This window comes from Mesorhizobium sp. M1406, assembly GCF_040317555.1.
GTDB lineage: Bacteria > Pseudomonadota > Alphaproteobacteria > Rhizobiales > Rhizobiaceae > Mesorhizobium.
Map to the genome: position 1 here is coordinate 1 of NZ_JAMYKW010000013.1, position 18773 is coordinate 18773.

The window sequence follows — 18773 nt, forward strand, 5'->3', positions numbered from 1 at the left end:
GCGATTGAAACGAAAAGTGGCGGCGTGGGACGACGAATTCCTCGTAAGCGTCATCTCACGATAATTAACTCACCCGATTCCCCTGCCTGATATGAGGAGACAACCACCACTCATGCCCGCGCCGGAATCCGGCAAGCAGGCGGCGGGCCTCGTAAAAATCAGATGTCGAAGCTGACGACCTGATCCATCGACTGCGACGGCAGAAGCTGATCCATCTGGCGCGACGGCTGATCGCAGCCGGTCTCGCCGACGACGCGGGCCGGCACGCCGGCTACCGTCTTGTTGTGCGGCACCGGCGACAGCACCACCGAGCCTGCCGCGATCTTCGAGCAATGGCCGACTTCGATGTTACCGAGGATCTTGGCGCCGGCGCCAATCAGCACGCCGTAGCGGATCTTGGGATGACGGTCGCCGCCGGCCTTGCCGGTACCGCCCAGTGTTACGCCATGCAGGATCGACACATCGTCCTCGATGACCGCGGTCTCGCCGACCACAAGGCCGGTGGCGTGGTCGATGAAGATGCCCTTGCCGATGCGCGCGGCCGGGTTGATGTCGGTCTGGAAGACCGAGGATGAGCGGCTCTGCAGATAAAGGGCGAAATCCTTGCGGCCCTGGTTCCACAGCCAATGCGCCAGCCGATGGGTCTGGATGGCGTGAAAACCCTTGAAATAGAGCACCGGCATGATGAACCGGTCGCACGCCGGATCGCGGTCGTAATAGGCCTGGATGTCGACACGCACGGTTGTCGGCCAGTCCTTGTCATCTGCCAGCATCGACTTGAAGGTCTGGCGGATGAGATCGGAGCCGATGTCCTGATGAGCGAGCCGCTCGGCCAGCCGATGGATGACCGCTTCCTCGAGGCTGTCCTGGTTGAGGATGGTCGAATAGAGGAACGCGGCGAGCAATGGGTCGCGGTTGACAGCCTCCATTGCCTCGTCGCGGATCGAACGCCAGATCGGGTCGACCGGCTTCAATGCGCTGTGTCGGGAAATGCTGATGCTGTTCATCGCCGTCTCGTCCTGCGCCCTGCCGGGCTTGCCTGTTGTGCTTGCCTGTTGTCCGGCCGCACATATAAGCCAGATCATAGCACGATTGAACTCAATTTTCCTTAGTGCATTGTCAAATGGATTTGGTTCGCGGGAATTCAAGCAGCGATGGAAAACGAACCCTTGATAGACGACGCTCTGAAGAGCGAGCTCTCAGCACTCTACCGGGGACCAGGCCGCCATTACCACAACCTTGCCCATATCGAGGCGATGTTGGCTTTGGCGGGTGATTATCGAGCGGCGCTCGGCGACCACGGAGCCGTCGAAGCGGCGATCTGGTTCCACGATGCCATCTATGACAGCAAGGCCAAAGACAACGAGGCGCGAAGTGCCGACCTCGCCGAAAAGAAGCTGGCGGGCCGCGCGGATCCTTCACGCCTGAACCGCATCTCCGCGATGATCGTCGCCACCGCCACACACCAGGTGCCGCCGTTTGACGACGCGACGAGCACACGGGACGCAAGTCTCTTCCTCGATATGGATCTGGCGATCCTCGGTGCCGCGCCGGACGCCTTCGACGCCTATGAGCGCGCCGTGCGGCGCGAGTATCAATGGGTGGAGGAGCCGATGTGGCGGGCCGGGCGCAGTGCGGTGCTGAAGAACTTCCTCGCCCGCCCACACATTTTCCACACGGAGGAGTTCCGGCAACGCTTTGAACGGCAGGCCCGGGAAAACATGACGCGGTCGCTGGCGGCTCTCACCACAGGCTGAGGGCAGTCACGTCCCGCTCCCCTCGCTGTCCGCTCAGAGCGGATTTTCGGCATAGAACTCCAGCACGCGTTGCTTGAAGGTCTTGTCCCCAACGGCCAGCATATGGTCGCGGCCCTCGATGTGAAAGGCCCTGGCGTTCGGCATCAACGCCGCGAGTTCATCGGGCGAGCCGCCAATGTCGTCGGTCGTGCCGACAGCGACCAGCGTCGGCTGGGCGATGCGGGCAATATCCTGCTCGCTCAGCAGTTCGCGCGATTTGGCAATGCAAGCGGCCAATGCACGGCGATCGCTGCGGGTCTGGTCGGCGAAGGCGCGAAACGATCGGCCGCGCGGATGGCTTGTCGCGGCCGGATCATCGGCAAGCAGGGCCGCGGCGATCGGATCCCAATCGCCGACACCATCGATCATGCCGATACCGAGGCCGCCAAAGACCAGCGTCGCCACCTTGTCCGGATCCGACAGTGCCATGAACGCCGCGATGCGCGCGCCCATCGAATAGCCCATGACATGGGCGCGTTGGATGCCGAGATGGCCGAGCAGGGCGGCGGCATCCGAAGCCATCTTGACCGGCGTATAGTCGGCCTCCTCATAACTCTTCGACGACGAACCGTGGCCGCGATTGTCGAAGGCGATAGCGCGGTAACCGGCATCGTTCAGCGTCTTGAACCAGCCGGGCGACACCCAGTTGACATGGTGGTTCGAGGCGAAGCCGTGGATCATGAGCACCGGGTCGCCCTCGCCCGATGCCGGCTGGCGGTCGAGGAAGGCAAGGTCGAAGCCGTCGTGGGTGAAAAGCCGCATCAGCGATCCCGCCTGACCACTCAGCCGCCGCCGCCATTGGGCGCATCGCCATTGTCGGCCGGCGGCATGCCGGGGCCGGATACCGTGCCCACGGCCGGATGGCGCAACAGGTCGCCATATTCGATGCCATTCCTGGCAGCCGTGCCGGCCTTGAGCTCGAGCACGAAGCGCACGGGGACACCGGGCGAAACAACGGCGTCGGATTGCGGCTCGCCGTGCTTGATTGCCCGGATCTTGCCGTCCTGGCCGACAAAGATCAGATCGAGCGGCATCGGCGTGTTGTGCATCCAGAAATTGACCTGCTGCGGCATTTCAAAGACGAACAGCATGCCATGGTCGTCCGCCATGTCCTGGCGATACATCAAACCGGCCTCGCGCTCTCGATCGGTGTCGGCGACTTCAATGGAAAAAGAGCGGTCGCCGCCTTTCGTCACCACGACCAGCGGCGCCGGATCGACCGGAAGGATCATCGCCCGGCTGTCCGCCGAGGTCGGCCGGCCGGAATAGAAGAAGGCGCCTGCGGCGACGATGACGGCAATCACGGCGCATACCACGCCCGCCGTCAGCCAGTTTCTGTGAGCCATTTGAGATCCTCGGCCGGGAATCGTCTTAATGCGAGACCGGCAAGGTCCCCATATCGGGGTGAATTTCGGCGGCCATAAGGCCTTTGTCGCCGCGTCCGAAACGAACCAGCACGACCTGGCCGGGCCGAAGCTCGGTGATGCCGTAACGGCGCAAGGTCTCCATGTGGACGAAGATGTCCTCGGTGCCCTCGCCGCGGGTTAGAAAACCAAAACCCTTGGTGCGGTTGAACCACTTCACCAAGGCGCGTTCGAGACCACTTTCCGGCGTCACCACGATATGGGTGCGCTGCTCCTGCATCTCGGCCGGGTGAACTGCGGTGGTGAGATCCATGGAGAGCACCCGGAAGGCCTGCAACCCGCGGTCGCCATGCTTGACGAGGCAGACCACGCGCGCGCCCTCCAGGGCCGTCTGAAAGCCGTCCTTTCGAAGACATGTCACGTGGAGGAGGATGTCGCCCGAAATGCCGTCATCCGGAAGGATGAAACCGTAGCCCTTGGCCACATCGAACCACTTGATGGCGCCGGCAATTTCGAGCAGGTCGGCGGCGTCGCCGCCTTCGTCACGCTGCCGGGCGTCGCCAAGGGGTCCGTCCCGCCCCATGAAAGAGGCCTTTTCCCCCATAAGAATGCCCCCCTCTTTTCAAGAACACCGCAACTGATTCTTGGCACCAGATTAACACCGCCACTTCCGGTGTGTGCAAGACCTGCCGTGCCTTTTTTCACGGTTCAATGGGGGGAATACCGGATTTGTTCTTTGCCGGCATTGCGCGCTGCCGCACGATTGCCCTTTTACAGGGCCGACCCTATGTTGCACCGCAACGCAATTTGTCGAGGAAATCACATGCGCTATCTGCACACCATGGTCCGCGTCGCCGACGTGGACGCCTCGCTTGACTTCTACTGCAACAAGCTCGGCCTCAAGGAGGTGCGCCGCTACGAAAACGAGCAAGGCCGCTTCACGCTGATCTTCCTCGCCGCGTCGGAAGACGAGCAAAGCGGCATCGCCGACAAGGCGCCGCTGATCGAACTGACCTACAATTGGGATCCGGAAGACTACAAGGGCGGGCGCAATTTCGGCCACCTCGCCTATGAGGTCGACGACATTTACGCCACCTGTCACCATTTGTTGGACAACGGTGTCGTCATCAACCGGCCGCCGCGCGACGGCAATATGGCCTTCGTCAAGTCGCCGGACGGCATCTCGATCGAGCTGCTGCAGAAGGGACCGGCGAAGCCCAAGGCCGAGCCCTGGGCCTCGATGCCGAACACCGGCACCTGGTAGCGATCACGCCATCTTGAGTGGAGCGGCCAGGCGGACAAGCCGGCCGCCTTTGCCGTTTTGATCGAGGCACCTATCTACCTGCCTGTCGTGCCTGCCCGGCAACGCCGGCGCTCACCAGGAGAATTCATTCATGCCGACCAGCCGTGCCGATGTCGCCGCCGAACATGCCAGCCGCTACCTGCTGCAGTTGTGCAAGCACTGGGCGCACAAATTCCCGGTCGAATTCGATCCCACCCACGGCACCATCGATCTCTCGCTCGGCCGCACCGTCATGGATGCCGACGCGACCGCGCTGCATATAACGGTATCAACTGACGAAGCCGGATCGATCGAACGCCTGGAAAGCGTCGTCGCCGATCACATCAAGCGCTTTGCTTTCCGTGAAGAACTGACCTTCGACTGGAAGCCCGCGCCGGCGGCATAAGGACCCTATTTTCCACCGGCCTGAGCGGCCATCTCCAGCAGCGCCCGCACCGAGCGCCAGTTGCGCGCCGTGCCCGGCACTTTCAACGTGCGCGGGATCAGCCCGGCAAACACCGATTTGCCCAGCCCGTCCGGCGCGTGCAGGTACAGCACATCGCCCTTGATCTCGAAGCGTTCGGGGCCGGTGCACTTTTCGGCCAGCCGCGCCACCTCATCGGCGGTCGGCTCGCGCGCCAGCACATAGGCGTGCAGCTTCGTATGGTCCGCGGCCACGTCCGGATAGGGATTTTCGTCCACCAGCCGCTCGAACCATGAGAGATCGCGCACCATGATGCGTGAATGGAAACCCCATTTCTTCTCGAAGGCTTCTTCGAGCTGTTTTGCCAGCGTGACCGCGTCGCCCTTCTTCGCCTTGAACACGGCATTGCCGCTCTGCACATAGGTGGCGACATCGGAGAAGCCGAGACCCTCGAAGAACGACCGCAACTCCGCCATCTTGACGATGCGATTGCCGCCGACATTGATGCCGGAAAACAGCGCGACGAAGATTTTTCCAGCACCGCTCATATGATGAACCCGGCCAATGTCTCGTTGTCGGTGATATCCTGATACTGGACGCCCTCGGCCTCGAAATTCGCCTTGAGCAGGTCGAAATTGCGGCGGTCCTTGGTTTCGATGCCGATCAGCACCGAACCGAAATTACGCGCCGATTTCTTCAGATATTCGAAGCGGGCGATGTCGTCGTCGGGACCGAGCAGTTCGAGGAAGTCGCGCAGCGCGCCCGGCCGCTGGGGGAAGCGGATGATGAAGTATTTCTTCAGGCCCTCGAAGCGCAGCGCCCGTTCCTTGACGTCCGGCAGCCGCTCGAAATCGAAATTGCCGCCCGAAACCACGGCGACAATGGTCTTGCCCCTGATTTCCTTTCTGGAGAAATCCTTCAGCGCATCGATCGCCAGGGCCCCTGCCGGCTCCAGCACGACGCCTTCGACGTTGAGCATCTCGATCATGGTGGCGCAGAGCCGATTTTCCGGGATCAGCCGCACCGTGTCGGCCGGAAAATCCTTGAGATGGCGTAACGGCTCGCGGCCGATCTCGGCCACTGCCGCGCCATCGACGAAATTGTCGACCTTGGCGAGTTTAAGCCGCTTTCCCGCGGCGAGGCTCTCGCGCAGGCTCGGCGCGCCGGCCGGCTCGCAGAAGACGAAGCGCGCTTCCCGGCCCTGATCGGCGAAATAATGGGTGACGCCGGCGGCGAGCCCGCCACCGCCGACCGGCAGCATGATGATATCGGGCATGCGGGCGCCCGGCATCTGGTCCGCGATCTCATAGGCGACGGTCGCCTGGCCCTCGATGATGTCCTTGTGGTCGAAGGGCGGCACCATATGGGCGCCGGAACTTTCGGTGAATTCGAAGGCGGCACGGTAGCAGTCGTCGAAAAAGTCACCAACCAGCCTGATCTCGACGAAATCGCCGCCGAACAGCCTGGTCTTGTCGATCTTCTGCTGCGGTGTCGTCACCGGCATGAACACCACGCCCTTCTTGCCGAAATGGCGGCAGACGAAAGCAAAGCCCTGCGCATGGTTGCCGGCGGACGCGCACACGAACAGTTCGGCCTCGTTGCCCGCCGCCAGCGTCTTGCGGAAGAAGTTGAAGGCGCCGCGGATCTTGTAGGAACGCACCGGCGACAGATCCTCACGCTTCAACAGCACCCGCGCACCTGTCTTTTTCGACAAATAGTCGTTTTCCTGCAGTGGCGTTTCCGGAAAGATCTGGCGGATCGCCGCGGCAGCGGCAGCGACGCGGGAAGAAAAACTGTTCATTGGAAAACACCTCGCGCCGGTTGTCGCCCGCGGACCCTCAATCATCGATCGGACCGCGCAGCCGGCCCCGCCTATTGCATATCCAGCCTCGCGACGCCATTGTCCGGCCATTCATGCCCTTCCGCAACGGGCATTCGTAGAATCCTTGCAAGCACTTGGAGGCGTTTGTTCATGCCGTGTCATCGGTTGGCCTGAATCCATGTCCTTGCCGGAATTCGGCGAGCCGACGGTGATGCCGCTCATTGCGCGCACCACGCATGCGTTCCTCCCGCCATTTTGGCTTTCGCGCAACACTGCGATGGCTGTAGCCGGGCGCTGATCACATTTCGACTGGACACGACTTAGTTCCGCCGCACTCTGCCTGTCCGGGAGGTGGCGGGGGTAGACAGGCCTTTCGGCCGGAGTTGGAATTTCAAGCGTGCCTTTGAACAAGATCTTTGCCGTTGTCCTTGCCTTGCTCGTCGCCGGCTGCGCGGGCTCGCAAACACAGGAACTGCTGGGTAGCGCCATGGTGTCCGCTCCGGTGACGGAGATCGCCGGCAACCACAGCATCTTCATCGCCACGACGCGCAAGAAGTCCGACGATCCAAACAAGGTTTTCGACGGCGAGCGCTCGGCGACGCTTAACTACGCCCGCGTCAACGTCACCGTTCCGGGGACCCATGAGACCGGTCAGATCGAGCGGCGCTCGCGCGGCAAGTCGGATGACCCGGCCAAATATTTCATGGCCTCCGAGGTCGTCGGCTACGACACACAGCCGAAATTCTCCAGCGCCCTCAACGCCGACATCGCCGCGCGTGGCGGCCGCGTCATGGTCTTCGTGCATGGCTACAACACAGGCTTCGACGCCGCCGTCTATCGCCTCACCCAGCTTGTCCACGATTCCGGCTATCCCGGCACGCCCGTGCTGTTTTCCTGGGCATCCGGCGCCAGGACCACCGACTATGTCTACGACAAGGAAAGCGCCAGTGCCGCCCGCGACCAACTGGAAGTGACGCTCAGGATGCTGCAGCAGTCGGGCGCCCGTCGCATCGACATCGTCGCCCATTCAATGGGAACCTGGGTGACCATGGAAACGCTGCGCCAGATGGCCATCAGCGGCGACCGCGATCTCGGCGGCAAACTCGGCGACGTGGTGCTGGCCTCGCCCGACATCGACGTCGACGTGTTCAAGAGCCAGATGCGGCGCTACGGCAAGCCCGACAAGCCGTTCATTCTGCTGTTGTCCGACGACGATCGGGCCCTGAGGCTCTCCGGCCTGATCGCCGGTTCGCGGCCGCGGGTCGGCGACTACAAGGATGCCGCCGACCTTGCTTCCTACGGCGTGACCGTCGTCGACCTCTCCAAGGTCAAGGGAAGCGACAGCTTCAACCATACGAAATTCGCCGACAATCCAATGCTGGTGAAGATGATCGGCCAGCGGCTGCGCGAGGATGACGGCTTTGCCAGCGACCGTGACGTGACCGACCGCATCGGCCTGCTCGGGCAATAGATGCGGTTCCGCGGTTTTCGCCGTGCCTGTTCAGCATCGCGGACGTATAGACTCACTTTGAACTGGACCGCGCCGGCCTCTGGCTCTATCGGAGTAGCCAGCGACGTCATGCGTTTGACGTCCCGCTTTACGGGAGCCAGCGCGTGACCGTGCGTTCGAAGAGTTACCTCGTCGTTGCGATCGCGCTCGCTGTCACCGGCTGCGCCGGCCGGAACACGCATGACCTGCTCAACAGGACTGCTGTCTCGGTGCCCGCTTCCGACATCGCGGCCACGCATGAGATCTTCGTTGCCACGACCCGCCAGAAGGCAATCAAGGATCCGCGACAGGTGTTCGACGGCGATCGCTCGCTGACCACCAGCTTTGCCCGTGTCGACGTCACCGTTCCGAAAAGCCATCAAGTCGGCGCCATCGAGCGGGCCAAGGGATCGGCAAACAGCGCTCCAGCCAAGGACTTCACCGCCAAGGACGTCGCCTTCTACGAAGGCGCGCCGCAATTCGCCAAGGCGGTCGGCGCCGACATCGCCATGCGCGGAGACCGTGCGCTGGTTTTCGTGCACGGCTTCAACAATGGCTTCGATGACGGCATCTATCGGCTGACGCAGATCGCCCACGACACGAAATATCCAGGTACGCCCGTTCTGTTCTCATGGGCGTCGAGTGCCAAGACGACGGGCTATCTCTACGACAGGGATAGTGCAAACGCAGCGCGCGACGATCTTGAAGCAACGCTGAGAATGCTTGCCAAGACCAAGGTGAGAAGCATCGACATTATCGCCCATTCGATGGGGACGTGGTTGACCATGGAGGCGCTGCGGCAACTCGCCATCACCGGCGACCGCGATCTCGGCGGGAAGCTCGGCTATGTCATTCTGGCCTCGCCGGATATCGACGTCGATGTGTTCAAGAAACAGATGATCCGCTACGGCAAGCCGGACAAGCCGTTCGCCATCCTGCTTTCGGGCGACGACCGCGCCTTGAGACTGTCAGGCCTTCTGTCCGGCGACAAACCGCGAGTCGGCGACTATGGCAATGCGGCCGACCTTGCCAGCTATGGCGTATCGGTTGTGGACTTGAGCAAACTGAAGTCTGGCGATCGCCTCAACCACGCCAAATTCGCCGATAACCCGATCCTGGTGCAACTGCTCGGCGACCGGCTGCGAGCACCGGCAGGCCTGGCTTCGGAGGAACCCGACCAGACACAGTTCAACAATATCGGTCAAGGCCTCGGCAAGGCTGTCGGCTCGGTCGCCGAGATCATCATCACCACACCATTCAAGGTGCTGACCATAGCCACCGGCGGCTGAGTACCATCAACAAGCGCCGGGGTATGTTGAGATTCGGGTCAGGCCGAGTCGAGAATGGCGGCTTTCGAGAACCGGAGCGGAGCGTACTTTAAGTACGTGAGCACCGGAAGCGCAGAAAGCCACCATTCGCAGGCCGGCCTCACCCGAATATCGATATACCCTAGACGAAGAGATCGACCTTCTGGAAAGTCGTCACGTCGATCAGCCCGACATCGGAAATCCTGAGTTCGGGAATGACAACCAGCGCCAGCAGCGAGTGCTGCATATAGGCGTTGTTTAGCGAACAGCCCATCTTGCGCATCGCCTCGGTGAGCTTGTCCGCCTTGGCCGCGACGATTTCAGCCCGCTCGTCCGACATCAGCCCGGCGATCGGCATTTCGACCAGGGCCAGTTCCTTGCCCTTGGAGAACAGCACGACGCCGCCGCCGACCTCGCCCAGACGATTCACCGCCAGCGCCATGTCCTGCTTGTTGGTGCCGACGCAGATGATGTGGTGGGCGTCATGCGCCACGCTTGACGCCATGGCGCAGTCGCCCATGTAGCCGAAGCCGGAGACGAAGGCGTTGGTGACGCCGCCCGTGCCTTTGTGGCGCTCGACCAGCGCGATCTGGCAGACATCGTTGCGGCGATCCATGGCGACCAGCCCGTCCTCGACCGGCAGATCGGCCTCCAGTGCCCGCGTCGGCGCCTGGTTCTCGATGACGCCGATGACGCGCACCCGCACCTCGTTGGCGCCCTTGGGAGCGGCGATGTCGAAGTCGTGGGCCTTCAGTTTCTTGCCGAGCTTGACGGTGTTCTTCGCCGTCTTCGGATAATCATAGGCCGGAATGTCGATTTCGAGCTTGCCGCCCTTGGCCAGCCTGACGCCGCGTGCATAGACCTCGTCGATTGCCATTGCGGCGAGATCCGAGACGATCAGCAGGTCGGCCAGCCGCCCCGGCGCGATCGAGCCGATCTCGCGATCCAGTTTGAAATGCTGGGCTGTGTTGAGCGTCGCCATCTGGATCGCCGTCACCGGCTTCAACCCCTGTTGGATGGCGTGGCGCACCACGCGGTCCATATGGCCTTCATGAACCAGCGTGCCGGAATGGCTGTCGTCGGTGCACAGGATGAAGTTGCGCGGGTCGATCCCGCTCTCCGTCACCGCCTTGATCTGCGAGGCAACGTCGTACCAGGCCGAGCCCAGCCGCAGCATCGCCTTCATGCCCTGGCGCACACGGGCAATGGCGTCCTCGGCGCGCGTGCCCTCGTGGTCGTCTTCCGGGCCGCCGGCGACATAGCCATGGAACGGCAGGCCGAGATCGCGCGAGGCATAGTGGCCACCGACCGTCTTGCCTGCCTTGACCGTCGCGGCGATCTCGCCCGACATCACCGGATCGTTGGCGGCGACGCCGGGGAAATTCATCACTTCGCCAAGCCCGATGATGTTCTCCCAGGTCATCGCTTCCGCCACATCGGCGACCGTCAGTTCGGCGCCGGCATGTTCCAGCCCCGGCGCCGAAGGCACGCAAGACGGCATCTGCACATGCACGTTGATGGGCATCGCGACGGCCTCGTCATGCATCAGCCGCACGCCGGGCAGTCCCAGCACATTGGCGATCTCATGCGGGTCGATGAACATCGACGTGGTGCCGTGCGGAATGACAGCCCGACAGAACTCGGTCACCGTCACCATGCCGCTTTCGACATGCATGTGCGCGTCGCAGAGGCCGGGCACCAGATAGCGCCCGCCGGCGTCGACCACCTTGGTGCCCTGGCCGATGGCATGGCTGGCGTTCGGCCCGCAATAGGCGAAGCGCCCGCCGGCAATGGCGATGTCGGTGCCGGCGATGATCTCGCCCGAATGGACATTCACCCAGCGGCCGTTGCGGACGACCAGGTCGGCGGGCTTTCGCCCCATGGCGACATCGACCAGATGTGTCGCCATCTCGGTCCAGGGTTTGGGTTTTGCGGGCCTTGCGGGCTTGGCTTTCGTCATTGGCGATTCCTCGGTTGCGCCCAGTCTCGCAAATGTGGGCGGGCGCCGCCAGAGCCGTCGGTCCAACATCCGACGGCGGCCGGGCTTGTTGACTAATCTGGCCAAAACGCAATGCTATCCGCGGACCGAGCCGTAAGAGGGAAACATGACCCGTTTTTGGAAAGCGTTCGCCATCGTCGTCCTGTTCGCCGCGCCAACCACTTTTGCCGCCGCCGAGGAACGTTGGCAGACCTTGCCGGAGCCCGCGGCCATGCCCGAACCCGATCAGAGCGGATATGCGCCGGTGAACGGCATCCAGATGTACTACGCCGTTTTCGGCGCGGGCGACCCGGTGCTGCTCATCCATGGCGGCCTTGGCCACGCCGACATCTGGGCCAGCCAGGTGGCGACGCTTTCCAAAACGCACAAGGTGATCGTCGCCGACAGCCGTGGCCATGGTCGCTCCACCCGCACCGAGCAGCCTTACGGCTACGACTTGATGGCGTCGGATTATCTCGCGCTGCTCGACTACCTGAAGATCGACAAGACCGCGCTTGTCGGCTGGAGCGATGGCGGCATTATCGGCATCGACATCGCGCTGCATCATTCAGAGCGGCTGACCAGACTCTTTGCGCAAGCGGCCAACGTAACCACCGACGGTGTCGATCCGGGCGTGATGACCAACAAGACCTTTGCCGCCTACATCGACCGCTCCGGCCGCGACTACAAGAGGATGTCGAAAACGCCGGACCAGTATGACGCCTTCGTGGCGCAAATCAGCCATATGTGGGAGAGCGAGCCGGCGTGGACCAAGGAACAGCTCGCCAAGATCACCACGACGACGGCGATCGTTGCCGGCGACCATGATGAGGCGATCAAGCGCGAACACACCGAATACATAGCCTCCGCCATCCCAGGCGCGAAGCTGATCATCCTGCCCAACGCCAGTCATTTCGCCATGCTGCAAGCGCCGGATGAATATAGCCAGGCGGTGCTGGACTTCATCGACGCCAAATAGGGAGATTCTGTGCAGCAACAGGTGAATCACAACTGTTGAACAATGGGATTCCGTTTTGCGACGAAAACGGTTATCGTCCCGGCAGGATTTTCTGAACCGTCATTTCGGAGAACTCGATGCGTCGTTTGACGTTTGCCAGTACCGGCTTTCTTGTCCTCATGTGCGGGTCGGCGTTCGCGGCGGACATCGGTGCCGACGTGCCGATGACCGCGCCCGGCTTCGACTGGACGGGCTATTATGCCGGCCTGCAGGCTGGCTATGGCTGGGGCCAATCCGACATATCAGGAACAGAAGGCGCGCCGTTTTCCATCACGCCCGACATTGACGGCGGGTTCGTCGGCGGCCATGTCGCCGGCCTGTGGCAGTTCGACCAGGCGGTGCTCGGCGCCGAGGCCGAACTCAACTATTCCTCGATCGACGGCACGACGGAATCGGGCCTGGGAAGCACATTCGGCACCGACATCAAATGGTTCGGATCGGTCAACGCCAAGGCCGGCTACGCCGTGGATCGCCTGCTGGTCTACGGCATTGGCGGCGTCGCCTTTGCCGGCATCGAGACGTCGCAAGTCGCTGGTCCGGCGTTCGCCAGCACGCGCACGAATATCGGCTGGACCCTGGGCGCCGGCGTCGATTACGCGCTGACCGACAAGTTCGTCGTCGGCGCGCAATATCGCTACTATGATTTCGGCTCCGAGCACTACGACGTAGCGGAACCCTTTAACGATCGCGATCAGGACGTGAAGCTCAACACGGTCGGTATCAATTTGAGCTACAAGTTCTGAACCAGCCCACTGTTGTGGCGCTGCCGGCCACGACGGAGCTTGCGGAGCTATTTCAAAAGGAATTGGGGCGGCCGACGCTCCCAGTGGGCGGGGGAATGGGTTGGGCCTGGGAGACGCCGGCCTTGGCGGATCAAATCCGCCGCACAAACATCGTACCAATGCCCGCGGCGCCGAAAATTCCGTGATCGCGCCAGTATGGCCAAGCCGCCGGTCTGTTCGCACGTTCGGCCAAGGCCCAAGAACACGACTTGACGGCCTGTGTCTGGCGTCTGAAAAGGGCTGGCCTGCGGACGTGGCGGAATTGGTAGACGCAAGGGACTTAAAAAAGCGGGCCGACGCGACCTCAACAAAATCAAACACATAGCAAATTTGCGCTTCACAAAAGCTGCTGTTTGGTTGCGTCGGCGATTTCAACTATCCTTAGTTGAACGTTCAACTCTTTGTTTTTGCTGATTTGTTTAGCTGCATGGATGCGACTATCCCGCACAAGCGATTATTGCGTCAGGCAAGGGTCAATGTGGGAAATTTTGTGGGAAAAGCCAAGACATGGTGCGGGCGGCGGGACTTGAACCCGCACGGCCTAGGGCCTCCGGATTTTAAGTCCGGTGTGTATACCAATTTCACCACGCCCGCAGACGGTTACAGGTAGGCTGGTCTTCGCAGAAAGGCAATTCCGTCAGACCATCCCTTCACCTTCAATCACCGATGCTTTTATACGCCGACCTAAGTCGCTCCTGAACAGCCCGGTCACCAAAGGCGTATGCGATAAATGACGAAGCCATTACGCATCGGTACGGATAATTGAGGAAGTCTTCTAAAGTGGCATCGTATAGCCGCATCCCAAGTTCGATCCGGAGATGAAATTCTTTTCCATCGTAGGCATCCATGATGTGCTGCGAGTGGCCATGGATGTATCCTGAGTAGGTCTTAAAGATCGCGCTATCGACTTTTTTTGCGGTCGAAGGGTCTGTCGGTGAGATAACCCGAGCGTTGTATGCTTGTATCTTGTCGCGGCGAACCATCCCCCGCTTCTGGGTTGATTTCATCGGTTCGCCGGGAACATCAAACTCCTCCTCCCAAAAGTAGCGTAGATACTCATCGTGAATGTCTTCCTTGGGGTGTCCGAGGAGTGGTGCGGCCATGAACAGGATGTCGTCGTTCGCTTCATCAAGAAGCCTCTTCAGCGCACCGCATTCCATGACATTGCCGAGAGATAAGAGAACGCGAGCAGCATCGAGATTGCTGATAAGGCGAAAGAGCTTGAGCAGAAGAGCTTGCTGAATTGTTTGCTCCTTGTACCTCCATGAAAATCCTTTCGGATGTTCGACTTCTTGAGGTGCAGGCACGCTTTTTCGGAGCTGTTCGAAAGCCGACATCATCTCGCCTACGGCGAAGTCGGTGAGTGAGTTTGCGTCGTCCATCTTACCCATAGGACACCCCAAGAGCATGGAATGCCCCAGTTGTTTCAGATGTAGTTTCACAAAAAAATTTGGAAAGCGGTAGGTGCGTCTCCCCAGGGCTACGAACTCGGGTTAACGCGCTTTTGGGGTTGCGGCTGATCTGATTCCATTGGGTTCCCATGATTCGGAGCCCTGCCATGACCATTACCGCACGCGAAGGTTTCGAGAAGCCACGCCTGAAGGCGCTGTTGGAGCACCTTTCTGCAATCGAAGACCCGCGCGAACCGTGGCGGGTCGCACATCCCCTGCCCGAAGTGCTGTTTGTGGTCGTCTGCGGCACGATCTGCGACTGCGACGACTATGACGGCATCGCCGAATGGGCGGAGGCGCATCTCGATTTCCTGCGCCGCTATATGCCCTACCACCACGGCGTGCCAGGCGGGCGCTGGCTGACCATTCTGATGAACCGCATCAACCCGTCCCTGTTCTCGGCCGCTTTCAGTGCCTGGGTCCGCGAGACCTGGCCGGATAAGCCCGACTTCGTCGCCATCGACGGCAAGACCTCGCGCCGCAGCCACGACAGGAGCGCCGACAAGGCCCCACTGCACCTGGTCTCGGCCTTCGCCACCACCGCGCGCCTCGTACTTGGCCAGGAAGCCGTCACCGACAAGAGCAACGAGATCACCGCCATCCCCATCCTGCTGGAGCGACTGGGCAAGGATGACGGCCTCAAGGGCGCACTCGTCTCCATCGATGCCATCGCCACCAATGCCACCATCGCCACGGCAATCCGCGACGCCGGCGCCGACTACCTGCTCGCCGTCAAGGCCAACCAACCCACCATCAGGAGCGAGATCGAAGCCTATTTCGCCGACGCGCCCGCCGACAGACTCGATCACTCCACCGATCTCGGCAAGGCCCATGGCCGCATCGAGCAGCGCACCGTCACTGTCAGCGGCGAAACCGATTGGCTCTCCGGCACCCGCCGCTTCCCCGGCGAATTGCGCCTGCCCGCCGCCGCTTCGATCGTTCGCGTCGCCGCGCATGTCGAACTCAAGGATCGATGCCGTATCGAGACCAGATATTATATCTCCTCCGCAACGCTCAGCGCACAACAGGCCGCCAATGCCGTGCGCGGCCACTGGATGATCGAGAATGCCCTCCACTGGACGCTCGACGTCGTCTTCAAGGATGACCAGTCGCGCCTTCGTAAAGGGCATGGCGCAAACAACATGGCCATCGTCAGGCACTTCGCCATCAATCTCGTCCGAGCCGTAGCAGACAAGAAATCCATCAAACTCCGCCGCAAACGCGCCGGATGGGACACCAGATATCTCGAGACCCTGCTGGGAGGGCTTTGCCGTTTCGCGGTAGGGACGCAGGTTTCCCTGCGCCCCCCGCACAGATCCGAGCGAGCCCAATTCAGGCACTCGGCTCCTACCTTGGGTGGTTCTCCACGGCGAAGCGCTCGTCGGGCCACGGGTGAAGGATATGCGGGTTGGGAAGCCATGCGCCGGCCAGCTTCGTCATGCGGTCCCAGGTGAAGCCGTCTCGTTGGCTGCGTCGCCGAAGCGTGCGCCGCCACAGATCGGTCACATGGTGCCGGAACGCCGAGAGCGCCCGGCTGTTCGTTGGAACCGCGTAATAGGCGAAGTGGCCTGTCACTATCTGCCTCAGCCATTTCCCCTGTTCGGGGATCGGCCAATGCATGCGCTGCCGTAGCTCCTTCTTGATGTCCTTGAGCTTCGCTCTCACGCGGTCGCGTCGGGTCTTCCTTTTGAGGAGGAAGCGCCCTTGGCGCGATGTTCCGCAGATGAACGTAAACCCCAAGAACGTGAAGGTCTCCGGTTTGCTGAGCCCACGCCCCTTGCGGTCGACCGCCGCGAAGCGGCCGAACTCAATCAGGCGGGTCTTGTCCGGATGGAACGACAGCGCAAACTCCTCAAGCCTCGCGCGCATCGCATCGAGGAAACGACGAGCGTCGCCCTCGCGCTCGAAGCCGACGATTGCATCATCGGCATAGCGCACAATGATCATATCGCCGGTGGCCTCGCGCTGTCGCCAGCGCTGAGCCCAAAGGTCGAAGACATAGTGAAGGTAGATATTGGCCAGCAGCGGCGAAATCACCGACCCTTGACCCGTTCCCTGTCCTCTACAGTCACGATCCCATCTTCGAGAATGCCCGCCTTGAGCCATTTGCGGATCAGGCGGATGATGCGCTTGTCGCCGATCCTATGTTCAACGAAGCGAACCAGCCATTCCTGGCTGACCGCCCCGAAAAAGTTCTGGATGTCGGCGTCTAAAATCCAGTTCACCTTCCGCGTTCTGATTGCTACGCACAGTGCATCCAATGCATCATGCGGTCCTCTTCCGGGTCGGAACCCGTAGGAGAAGCCGCGGAAGTCGCCTTCATAGATGGCGTTGAGCACCATGACGGTTGCCCCTTGGACGATCTTGTCTTCCAGAGCTGCGATCGCCAGCGGCCGCTGCTTTCCATCCGCCTTCGGTATAAACGTCCGGCGAGCTGGTTGCGGTCGGTACGCACCCCGATGAACCCGTTCTTGCAGATCGTTGAGCCGAAGCTCGAGGTCTGCCTCGTAGTCCTGCCACGTCATGCCATCTACCCCGGGAGCGGCCTTGCGCCTGAGCGCATAGAACGCCGTCCGGAGCGTGTCGACATTGATATGGTGGAAGAGCGCGGTGAACCGATCCTTCTTCCTCAGCCTTGCGGCTTTCCGTACGCGGTCCAGCGACTGGGACATGCGAGCCCGGCTCTGTGTCCGGTGCATGTGTTGCTGTTCCGCGTTCCCCTTGGTCCCCGGCCTTGGCTCCACCGGCTCCGCCGCCGGTTGCCCGGCTTTGTTCGTCGGCTTCACAGCTACTATGCCGGAGTCAGACTTCTCTGGATCGTGCATCAGCGGCTACGGCTCCTCGCCTTCCCGTTGCGGACCATCCACCCCGTCTTGGGACGGATGGCCAATCCAGAGATCTCCCGGTTCCCGTACAAGGAGCTTCCGCACATGCCAGGGTCTCAGACCACGCCGGATCGTCCAAGCGCTCGCGAAATCGCGCCCGTCCGTTTTGCCTTCCGCCAGGTTAACGGCGTCGGCATCCGGGATCAGAATCCTTTCGTGGCTCAATGGCTGGCCTATACGCTCCCCTACCGACGCTTCGCCGACATCCTCGCGGAAGCCTGCGCACGGCTCGGGGCCGATGTGGATCGCTACTCCTTCATCGCAGTGGACTCTCACCACCTACTCCTTGCCGGTCTCCCGGCGCACTAACCTGGATTCGAAGCCCTGGGCGTCTCCCACATGTGGGAAATCGTGTGGGAGATTGGTACGAAATCCCCACCCACGTGGGATTTTTGTTGGGTCCTGACGCCGCAAGCCCTTGCAGCGCAAGGGGGTACTTAGCAACGCAAGAAACTTAAAATCCCTCGATCTCTGATCGTACGGGTTCGATTCCCGTCGTCCGCACCATATTGAAGTTATTACATATTTTTAAGTAGGCGGCACTGAAATCACATCCTGTTGTTTGGCTGTGTGGTCCGACATATGGTCCGACTTCGAACAAAGTCATCAACCGGAAATGTGTAGGTTTCCTTCGTGGAAATCGGTTTCGGCTTCTCCGCGCGAACTCTCTTTGGATGCCGGTCAAAAAACTTCGTTTATGGGATTTCGCTTGAAAATTGTTTGGTTTCAAGGACCTGCGCTGTTCGCATATGTACTGTGGCTTAACATATGTGTACTGTGGCTTAACATATTGAAATTGTTGTAGATTTTTCGCCTGAAAAGCATATGATCGTGCGTCAGTAAGTATCAACAGGGAGGAAGGGACGTCTCGTGGTGGTCACAAAATCGCCTATCGCCAAATTGTTCGAGGAACGGATCAGCCATCACGCATCGCGGGGTCTGCATGGCAGGGAAATCTTCGAAGCGCTTGCCATTGACGATGCTTTGCCCGGCCTGTTCGAGGCTGAGGATGTCGCCAACATCCTCGGGATCCAGACCGACAGTCTGAAGCGGCGCAGAAAGGATGGAGAACCGCCGGAATTTATTCGTGTTGGCGGACGGCTGGTCAAATATCCGAAGCCGGCGTTCTGCCTCATGTTGGCTGCCGGCTATCGCAGCGTAGCCGCCTAATAAGA

The 18773-nt window shown here is 61.1% G+C and carries 19 protein-coding genes, 1 tRNA gene and 1 pseudogene; 10 read left to right on the forward strand and 11 right to left on the reverse strand.

All coding sequences use genetic code 11. The features are described from left to right. Nucleotides 1-158: 158 nt before the first annotated feature. Entirely contained in the window at nt 159-1007 is an 849-nt protein-coding gene (gene cysE / locus NKH03_RS13500; RefSeq protein ID WP_352968748.1) for a serine O-acetyltransferase, read from the reverse strand. Nucleotides 1008-1154: 147 nt separating this feature from the next. On the opposite strand from cysE, the gene NKH03_RS13505 reads away from it, so the two are divergent. Then, nucleotides 1155-1757, forward strand: coding sequence for an HD domain-containing protein (locus NKH03_RS13505; RefSeq protein ID WP_352968749.1), 603 nt, complete (start codon nt 1155-1157; stop codon nt 1755-1757). Nucleotides 1758-1790: 33 nt separating this feature from the next. On the opposite strand, the gene NKH03_RS13510 is transcribed toward NKH03_RS13505, so the two are convergent. From NKH03_RS13510 to NKH03_RS13520, 3 genes are read right to left on the reverse strand one after another with little or no spacing between them, the layout of a single operon-like run. Further along, nucleotides 1791-2558, reverse strand: coding sequence for an alpha/beta fold hydrolase (locus tag NKH03_RS13510; RefSeq protein WP_352877317.1), 768 nt, complete (start codon nt 2556-2558; stop codon nt 1791-1793). Nucleotides 2559-2578: 20 nt separating this feature from the next. Further along, nucleotides 2579-3142 (reverse strand): DUF192 domain-containing protein, encoded by a 564-nt coding sequence (locus tag NKH03_RS13515; protein WP_352968750.1) that lies wholly within the window; start codon nt 3140-3142, stop codon nt 2579-2581. A 25-nt stretch (nt 3143-3167) separates the two neighbouring features. After that, complete coding sequence (locus tag NKH03_RS13520) at nt 3168-3764, reverse strand: cold-shock protein (RefSeq protein WP_502910899.1); 597 nt, start codon at nt 3762-3764, stop codon at nt 3168-3170. 219 nt (nt 3765-3983) lie between these two features. Here NKH03_RS13520 and NKH03_RS13525 point away from each other — a divergent pair, with 219 nt between their 5' ends. Together NKH03_RS13525 and NKH03_RS13530 are read left to right on the forward strand one after the other, a co-directional pair. Further along, nucleotides 3984-4424: a VOC family protein gene (locus tag NKH03_RS13525; protein ID WP_352968751.1), complete on the forward strand. Its 441-nt coding sequence runs from the start codon at nt 3984-3986 to the stop codon at nt 4422-4424. A 130-nt stretch (nt 4425-4554) separates the two neighbouring features. Continuing rightward, the gene (locus NKH03_RS13530) at nt 4555-4848 is read left to right on the forward strand and encodes a DUF2218 domain-containing protein (RefSeq protein WP_352968752.1); all 294 of its coding nucleotides are present in this window, start codon (nt 4555-4557) and stop codon (nt 4846-4848) included. Nucleotides 4849-4853: 5 nt separating this feature from the next. On the opposite strand, the gene NKH03_RS13535 is transcribed toward NKH03_RS13530, so the two are convergent. Further along, nucleotides 4854-5414, reverse strand: a complete 561-nt coding sequence (locus tag NKH03_RS13535) for a DUF1697 domain-containing protein (RefSeq protein ID WP_352968753.1) — start codon at nt 5412-5414, stop codon at nt 4854-4856. Next, the gene (gene ilvA / locus NKH03_RS13540; RefSeq protein ID WP_352864151.1) at nt 5411-6667 is read right to left on the reverse strand and encodes a threonine ammonia-lyase IlvA; all 1257 of its coding nucleotides are present in this window, start codon (nt 6665-6667) and stop codon (nt 5411-5413) included. The genes NKH03_RS13535 and ilvA overlap by 4 nt, the downstream gene beginning before the upstream one ends. A 418-nt stretch (nt 6668-7085) precedes the next feature. On the opposite strand from ilvA, the gene NKH03_RS13545 reads away from it, so the two are divergent. Both NKH03_RS13545 and NKH03_RS13550 read left to right on the forward strand, forming a co-directional pair. Then, nucleotides 7086-8159, forward strand: coding sequence for an alpha/beta hydrolase (locus NKH03_RS13545; RefSeq protein WP_352968754.1), 1074 nt, complete (start codon nt 7086-7088; stop codon nt 8157-8159). Nucleotides 8160-8302: 143 nt separating this feature from the next. Next, nucleotides 8303-9466 (forward strand): alpha/beta hydrolase, encoded by a 1164-nt coding sequence (locus NKH03_RS13550; RefSeq protein WP_352968755.1) that lies wholly within the window; start codon nt 8303-8305, stop codon nt 9464-9466. Nucleotides 9467-9626: 160 nt separating this feature from the next. Here NKH03_RS13550 and ade read toward each other — a convergent pair whose 3' ends face one another. Continuing rightward, nucleotides 9627-11444, reverse strand: coding sequence for an adenine deaminase (gene ade, locus NKH03_RS13555; RefSeq protein ID WP_352968756.1), 1818 nt, complete (start codon nt 11442-11444; stop codon nt 9627-9629). A gap of 145 nt (nt 11445-11589) precedes the next feature. Between ade and NKH03_RS13560 the strand changes: the two genes are divergently transcribed. Together NKH03_RS13560 and NKH03_RS13565 are read left to right on the forward strand one after the other, a co-directional pair. After that, the gene (locus tag NKH03_RS13560) at nt 11590-12441 is read left to right on the forward strand and encodes an alpha/beta fold hydrolase (RefSeq protein WP_352968757.1); all 852 of its coding nucleotides are present in this window, start codon (nt 11590-11592) and stop codon (nt 12439-12441) included. Between the two features lie 116 nt (nt 12442-12557). After that, nucleotides 12558-13223: an outer membrane protein gene (locus NKH03_RS13565; protein WP_352968758.1), complete on the forward strand. Its 666-nt coding sequence runs from the start codon at nt 12558-12560 to the stop codon at nt 13221-13223. A 547-nt stretch (nt 13224-13770) separates the two neighbouring features. On the opposite strand, the gene NKH03_RS13570 is transcribed toward NKH03_RS13565, so the two are convergent. Both NKH03_RS13570 and NKH03_RS13575 read right to left on the reverse strand, forming a co-directional pair. Further along, nucleotides 13771-13856, reverse strand: a tRNA-Leu gene (locus NKH03_RS13570). 62 nt (nt 13857-13918) lie between these two features. Further along, nucleotides 13919-14653 (reverse strand): hypothetical protein, encoded by a 735-nt coding sequence (locus NKH03_RS13575; protein WP_352968759.1) that lies wholly within the window; start codon nt 14651-14653, stop codon nt 13919-13921. A gap of 167 nt (nt 14654-14820) precedes the next feature. Here NKH03_RS13575 and NKH03_RS13580 point away from each other — a divergent pair. Next, nucleotides 14821-15972 (forward strand): annotated as a pseudogene (locus NKH03_RS13580) (ISAs1 family transposase); the annotation flags it as partial. 88 nt (nt 15973-16060) lie between these two features. On the opposite strand, the gene NKH03_RS13585 reads toward NKH03_RS13580, so the two are convergent. Together NKH03_RS13585 and NKH03_RS13590 are read right to left on the reverse strand one after the other, a co-directional pair. Then, a complete protein-coding gene (locus NKH03_RS13585; protein ID WP_352968760.1) occupies nt 16061-16750 on the reverse strand; it encodes a reverse transcriptase domain-containing protein in 690 nt (229 codons plus the stop codon). Then, a complete protein-coding gene (locus NKH03_RS13590) occupies nt 16747-17385 on the reverse strand; it encodes a reverse transcriptase domain-containing protein (protein ID WP_352968761.1) in 639 nt (212 codons plus the stop codon). The genes NKH03_RS13585 and NKH03_RS13590 overlap by 4 nt, the downstream gene beginning before the upstream one ends. Before the next feature lie 210 nt (nt 17386-17595). Here NKH03_RS13590 and NKH03_RS13595 point away from each other — a divergent pair, with 210 nt between their 5' ends. Beyond that, the gene (locus NKH03_RS13595) at nt 17596-17907 is read left to right on the forward strand and encodes a hypothetical protein (protein ID WP_352968762.1); all 312 of its coding nucleotides are present in this window, start codon (nt 17596-17598) and stop codon (nt 17905-17907) included. A 561-nt stretch (nt 17908-18468) separates the two neighbouring features. Then, nucleotides 18469-18768: a hypothetical protein gene (locus NKH03_RS13600; protein WP_352968763.1), complete on the forward strand. Its 300-nt coding sequence runs from the start codon at nt 18469-18471 to the stop codon at nt 18766-18768. Nucleotides 18769-18773 lie beyond the last annotated feature (5 nt).

Coding starts and splice junctions, on each gene's coding strand:
- ade (WP_352968756.1), bottom strand. CDS start 11,444: ATGACGAAAGCCAAGCCCGCAAGGCCCGCAAAACCCAAACCCTGGACC.
- NKH03_RS13560 (WP_352968757.1), top strand. CDS start 11,590: ATGACCCGTTTTTGGAAAGCGTTCGCCATCGTCGTCCTGTTCGCCGCG.
- NKH03_RS13575 (WP_352968759.1), bottom strand. CDS start 14,653: ATGGGTAAGATGGACGACGCAAACTCACTCACCGACTTCGCCGTAGGC.
- NKH03_RS13530 (WP_352968752.1), top strand. CDS start 4,555: ATGCCGACCAGCCGTGCCGATGTCGCCGCCGAACATGCCAGCCGCTAC.
- cysE (WP_352968748.1), bottom strand. CDS start 1,007: ATGAACAGCATCAGCATTTCCCGACACAGCGCATTGAAGCCGGTCGAC.
- NKH03_RS13515 (WP_352968750.1), bottom strand. CDS start 3,142: ATGGCTCACAGAAACTGGCTGACGGCGGGCGTGGTATGCGCCGTGATT.
- NKH03_RS13525 (WP_352968751.1), top strand. CDS start 3,984: ATGCGCTATCTGCACACCATGGTCCGCGTCGCCGACGTGGACGCCTCG.
- NKH03_RS13595 (WP_352968762.1), top strand. CDS start 17,596: ATGGCCAATCCAGAGATCTCCCGGTTCCCGTACAAGGAGCTTCCGCAC.
- NKH03_RS13565 (WP_352968758.1), top strand. CDS start 12,558: ATGCGTCGTTTGACGTTTGCCAGTACCGGCTTTCTTGTCCTCATGTGC.
- NKH03_RS13510 (WP_352877317.1), bottom strand. CDS start 2,558: ATGCGGCTTTTCACCCACGACGGCTTCGACCTTGCCTTCCTCGACCGC.
- NKH03_RS13590 (WP_352968761.1), bottom strand. CDS start 17,385: ATGTCCCAGTCGCTGGACCGCGTACGGAAAGCCGCAAGGCTGAGGAAG.
- NKH03_RS13505 (WP_352968749.1), top strand. CDS start 1,155: ATGGAAAACGAACCCTTGATAGACGACGCTCTGAAGAGCGAGCTCTCA.
- ilvA (WP_352864151.1), bottom strand. CDS start 6,667: ATGAACAGTTTTTCTTCCCGCGTCGCTGCCGCTGCCGCGGCGATCCGC.
- NKH03_RS13535 (WP_352968753.1), bottom strand. CDS start 5,414: ATGAGCGGTGCTGGAAAAATCTTCGTCGCGCTGTTTTCCGGCATCAAT.
- NKH03_RS13520 (WP_502910899.1), bottom strand. CDS start 3,764: ATGGGGGAAAAGGCCTCTTTCATGGGGCGGGACGGACCCCTTGGCGAC.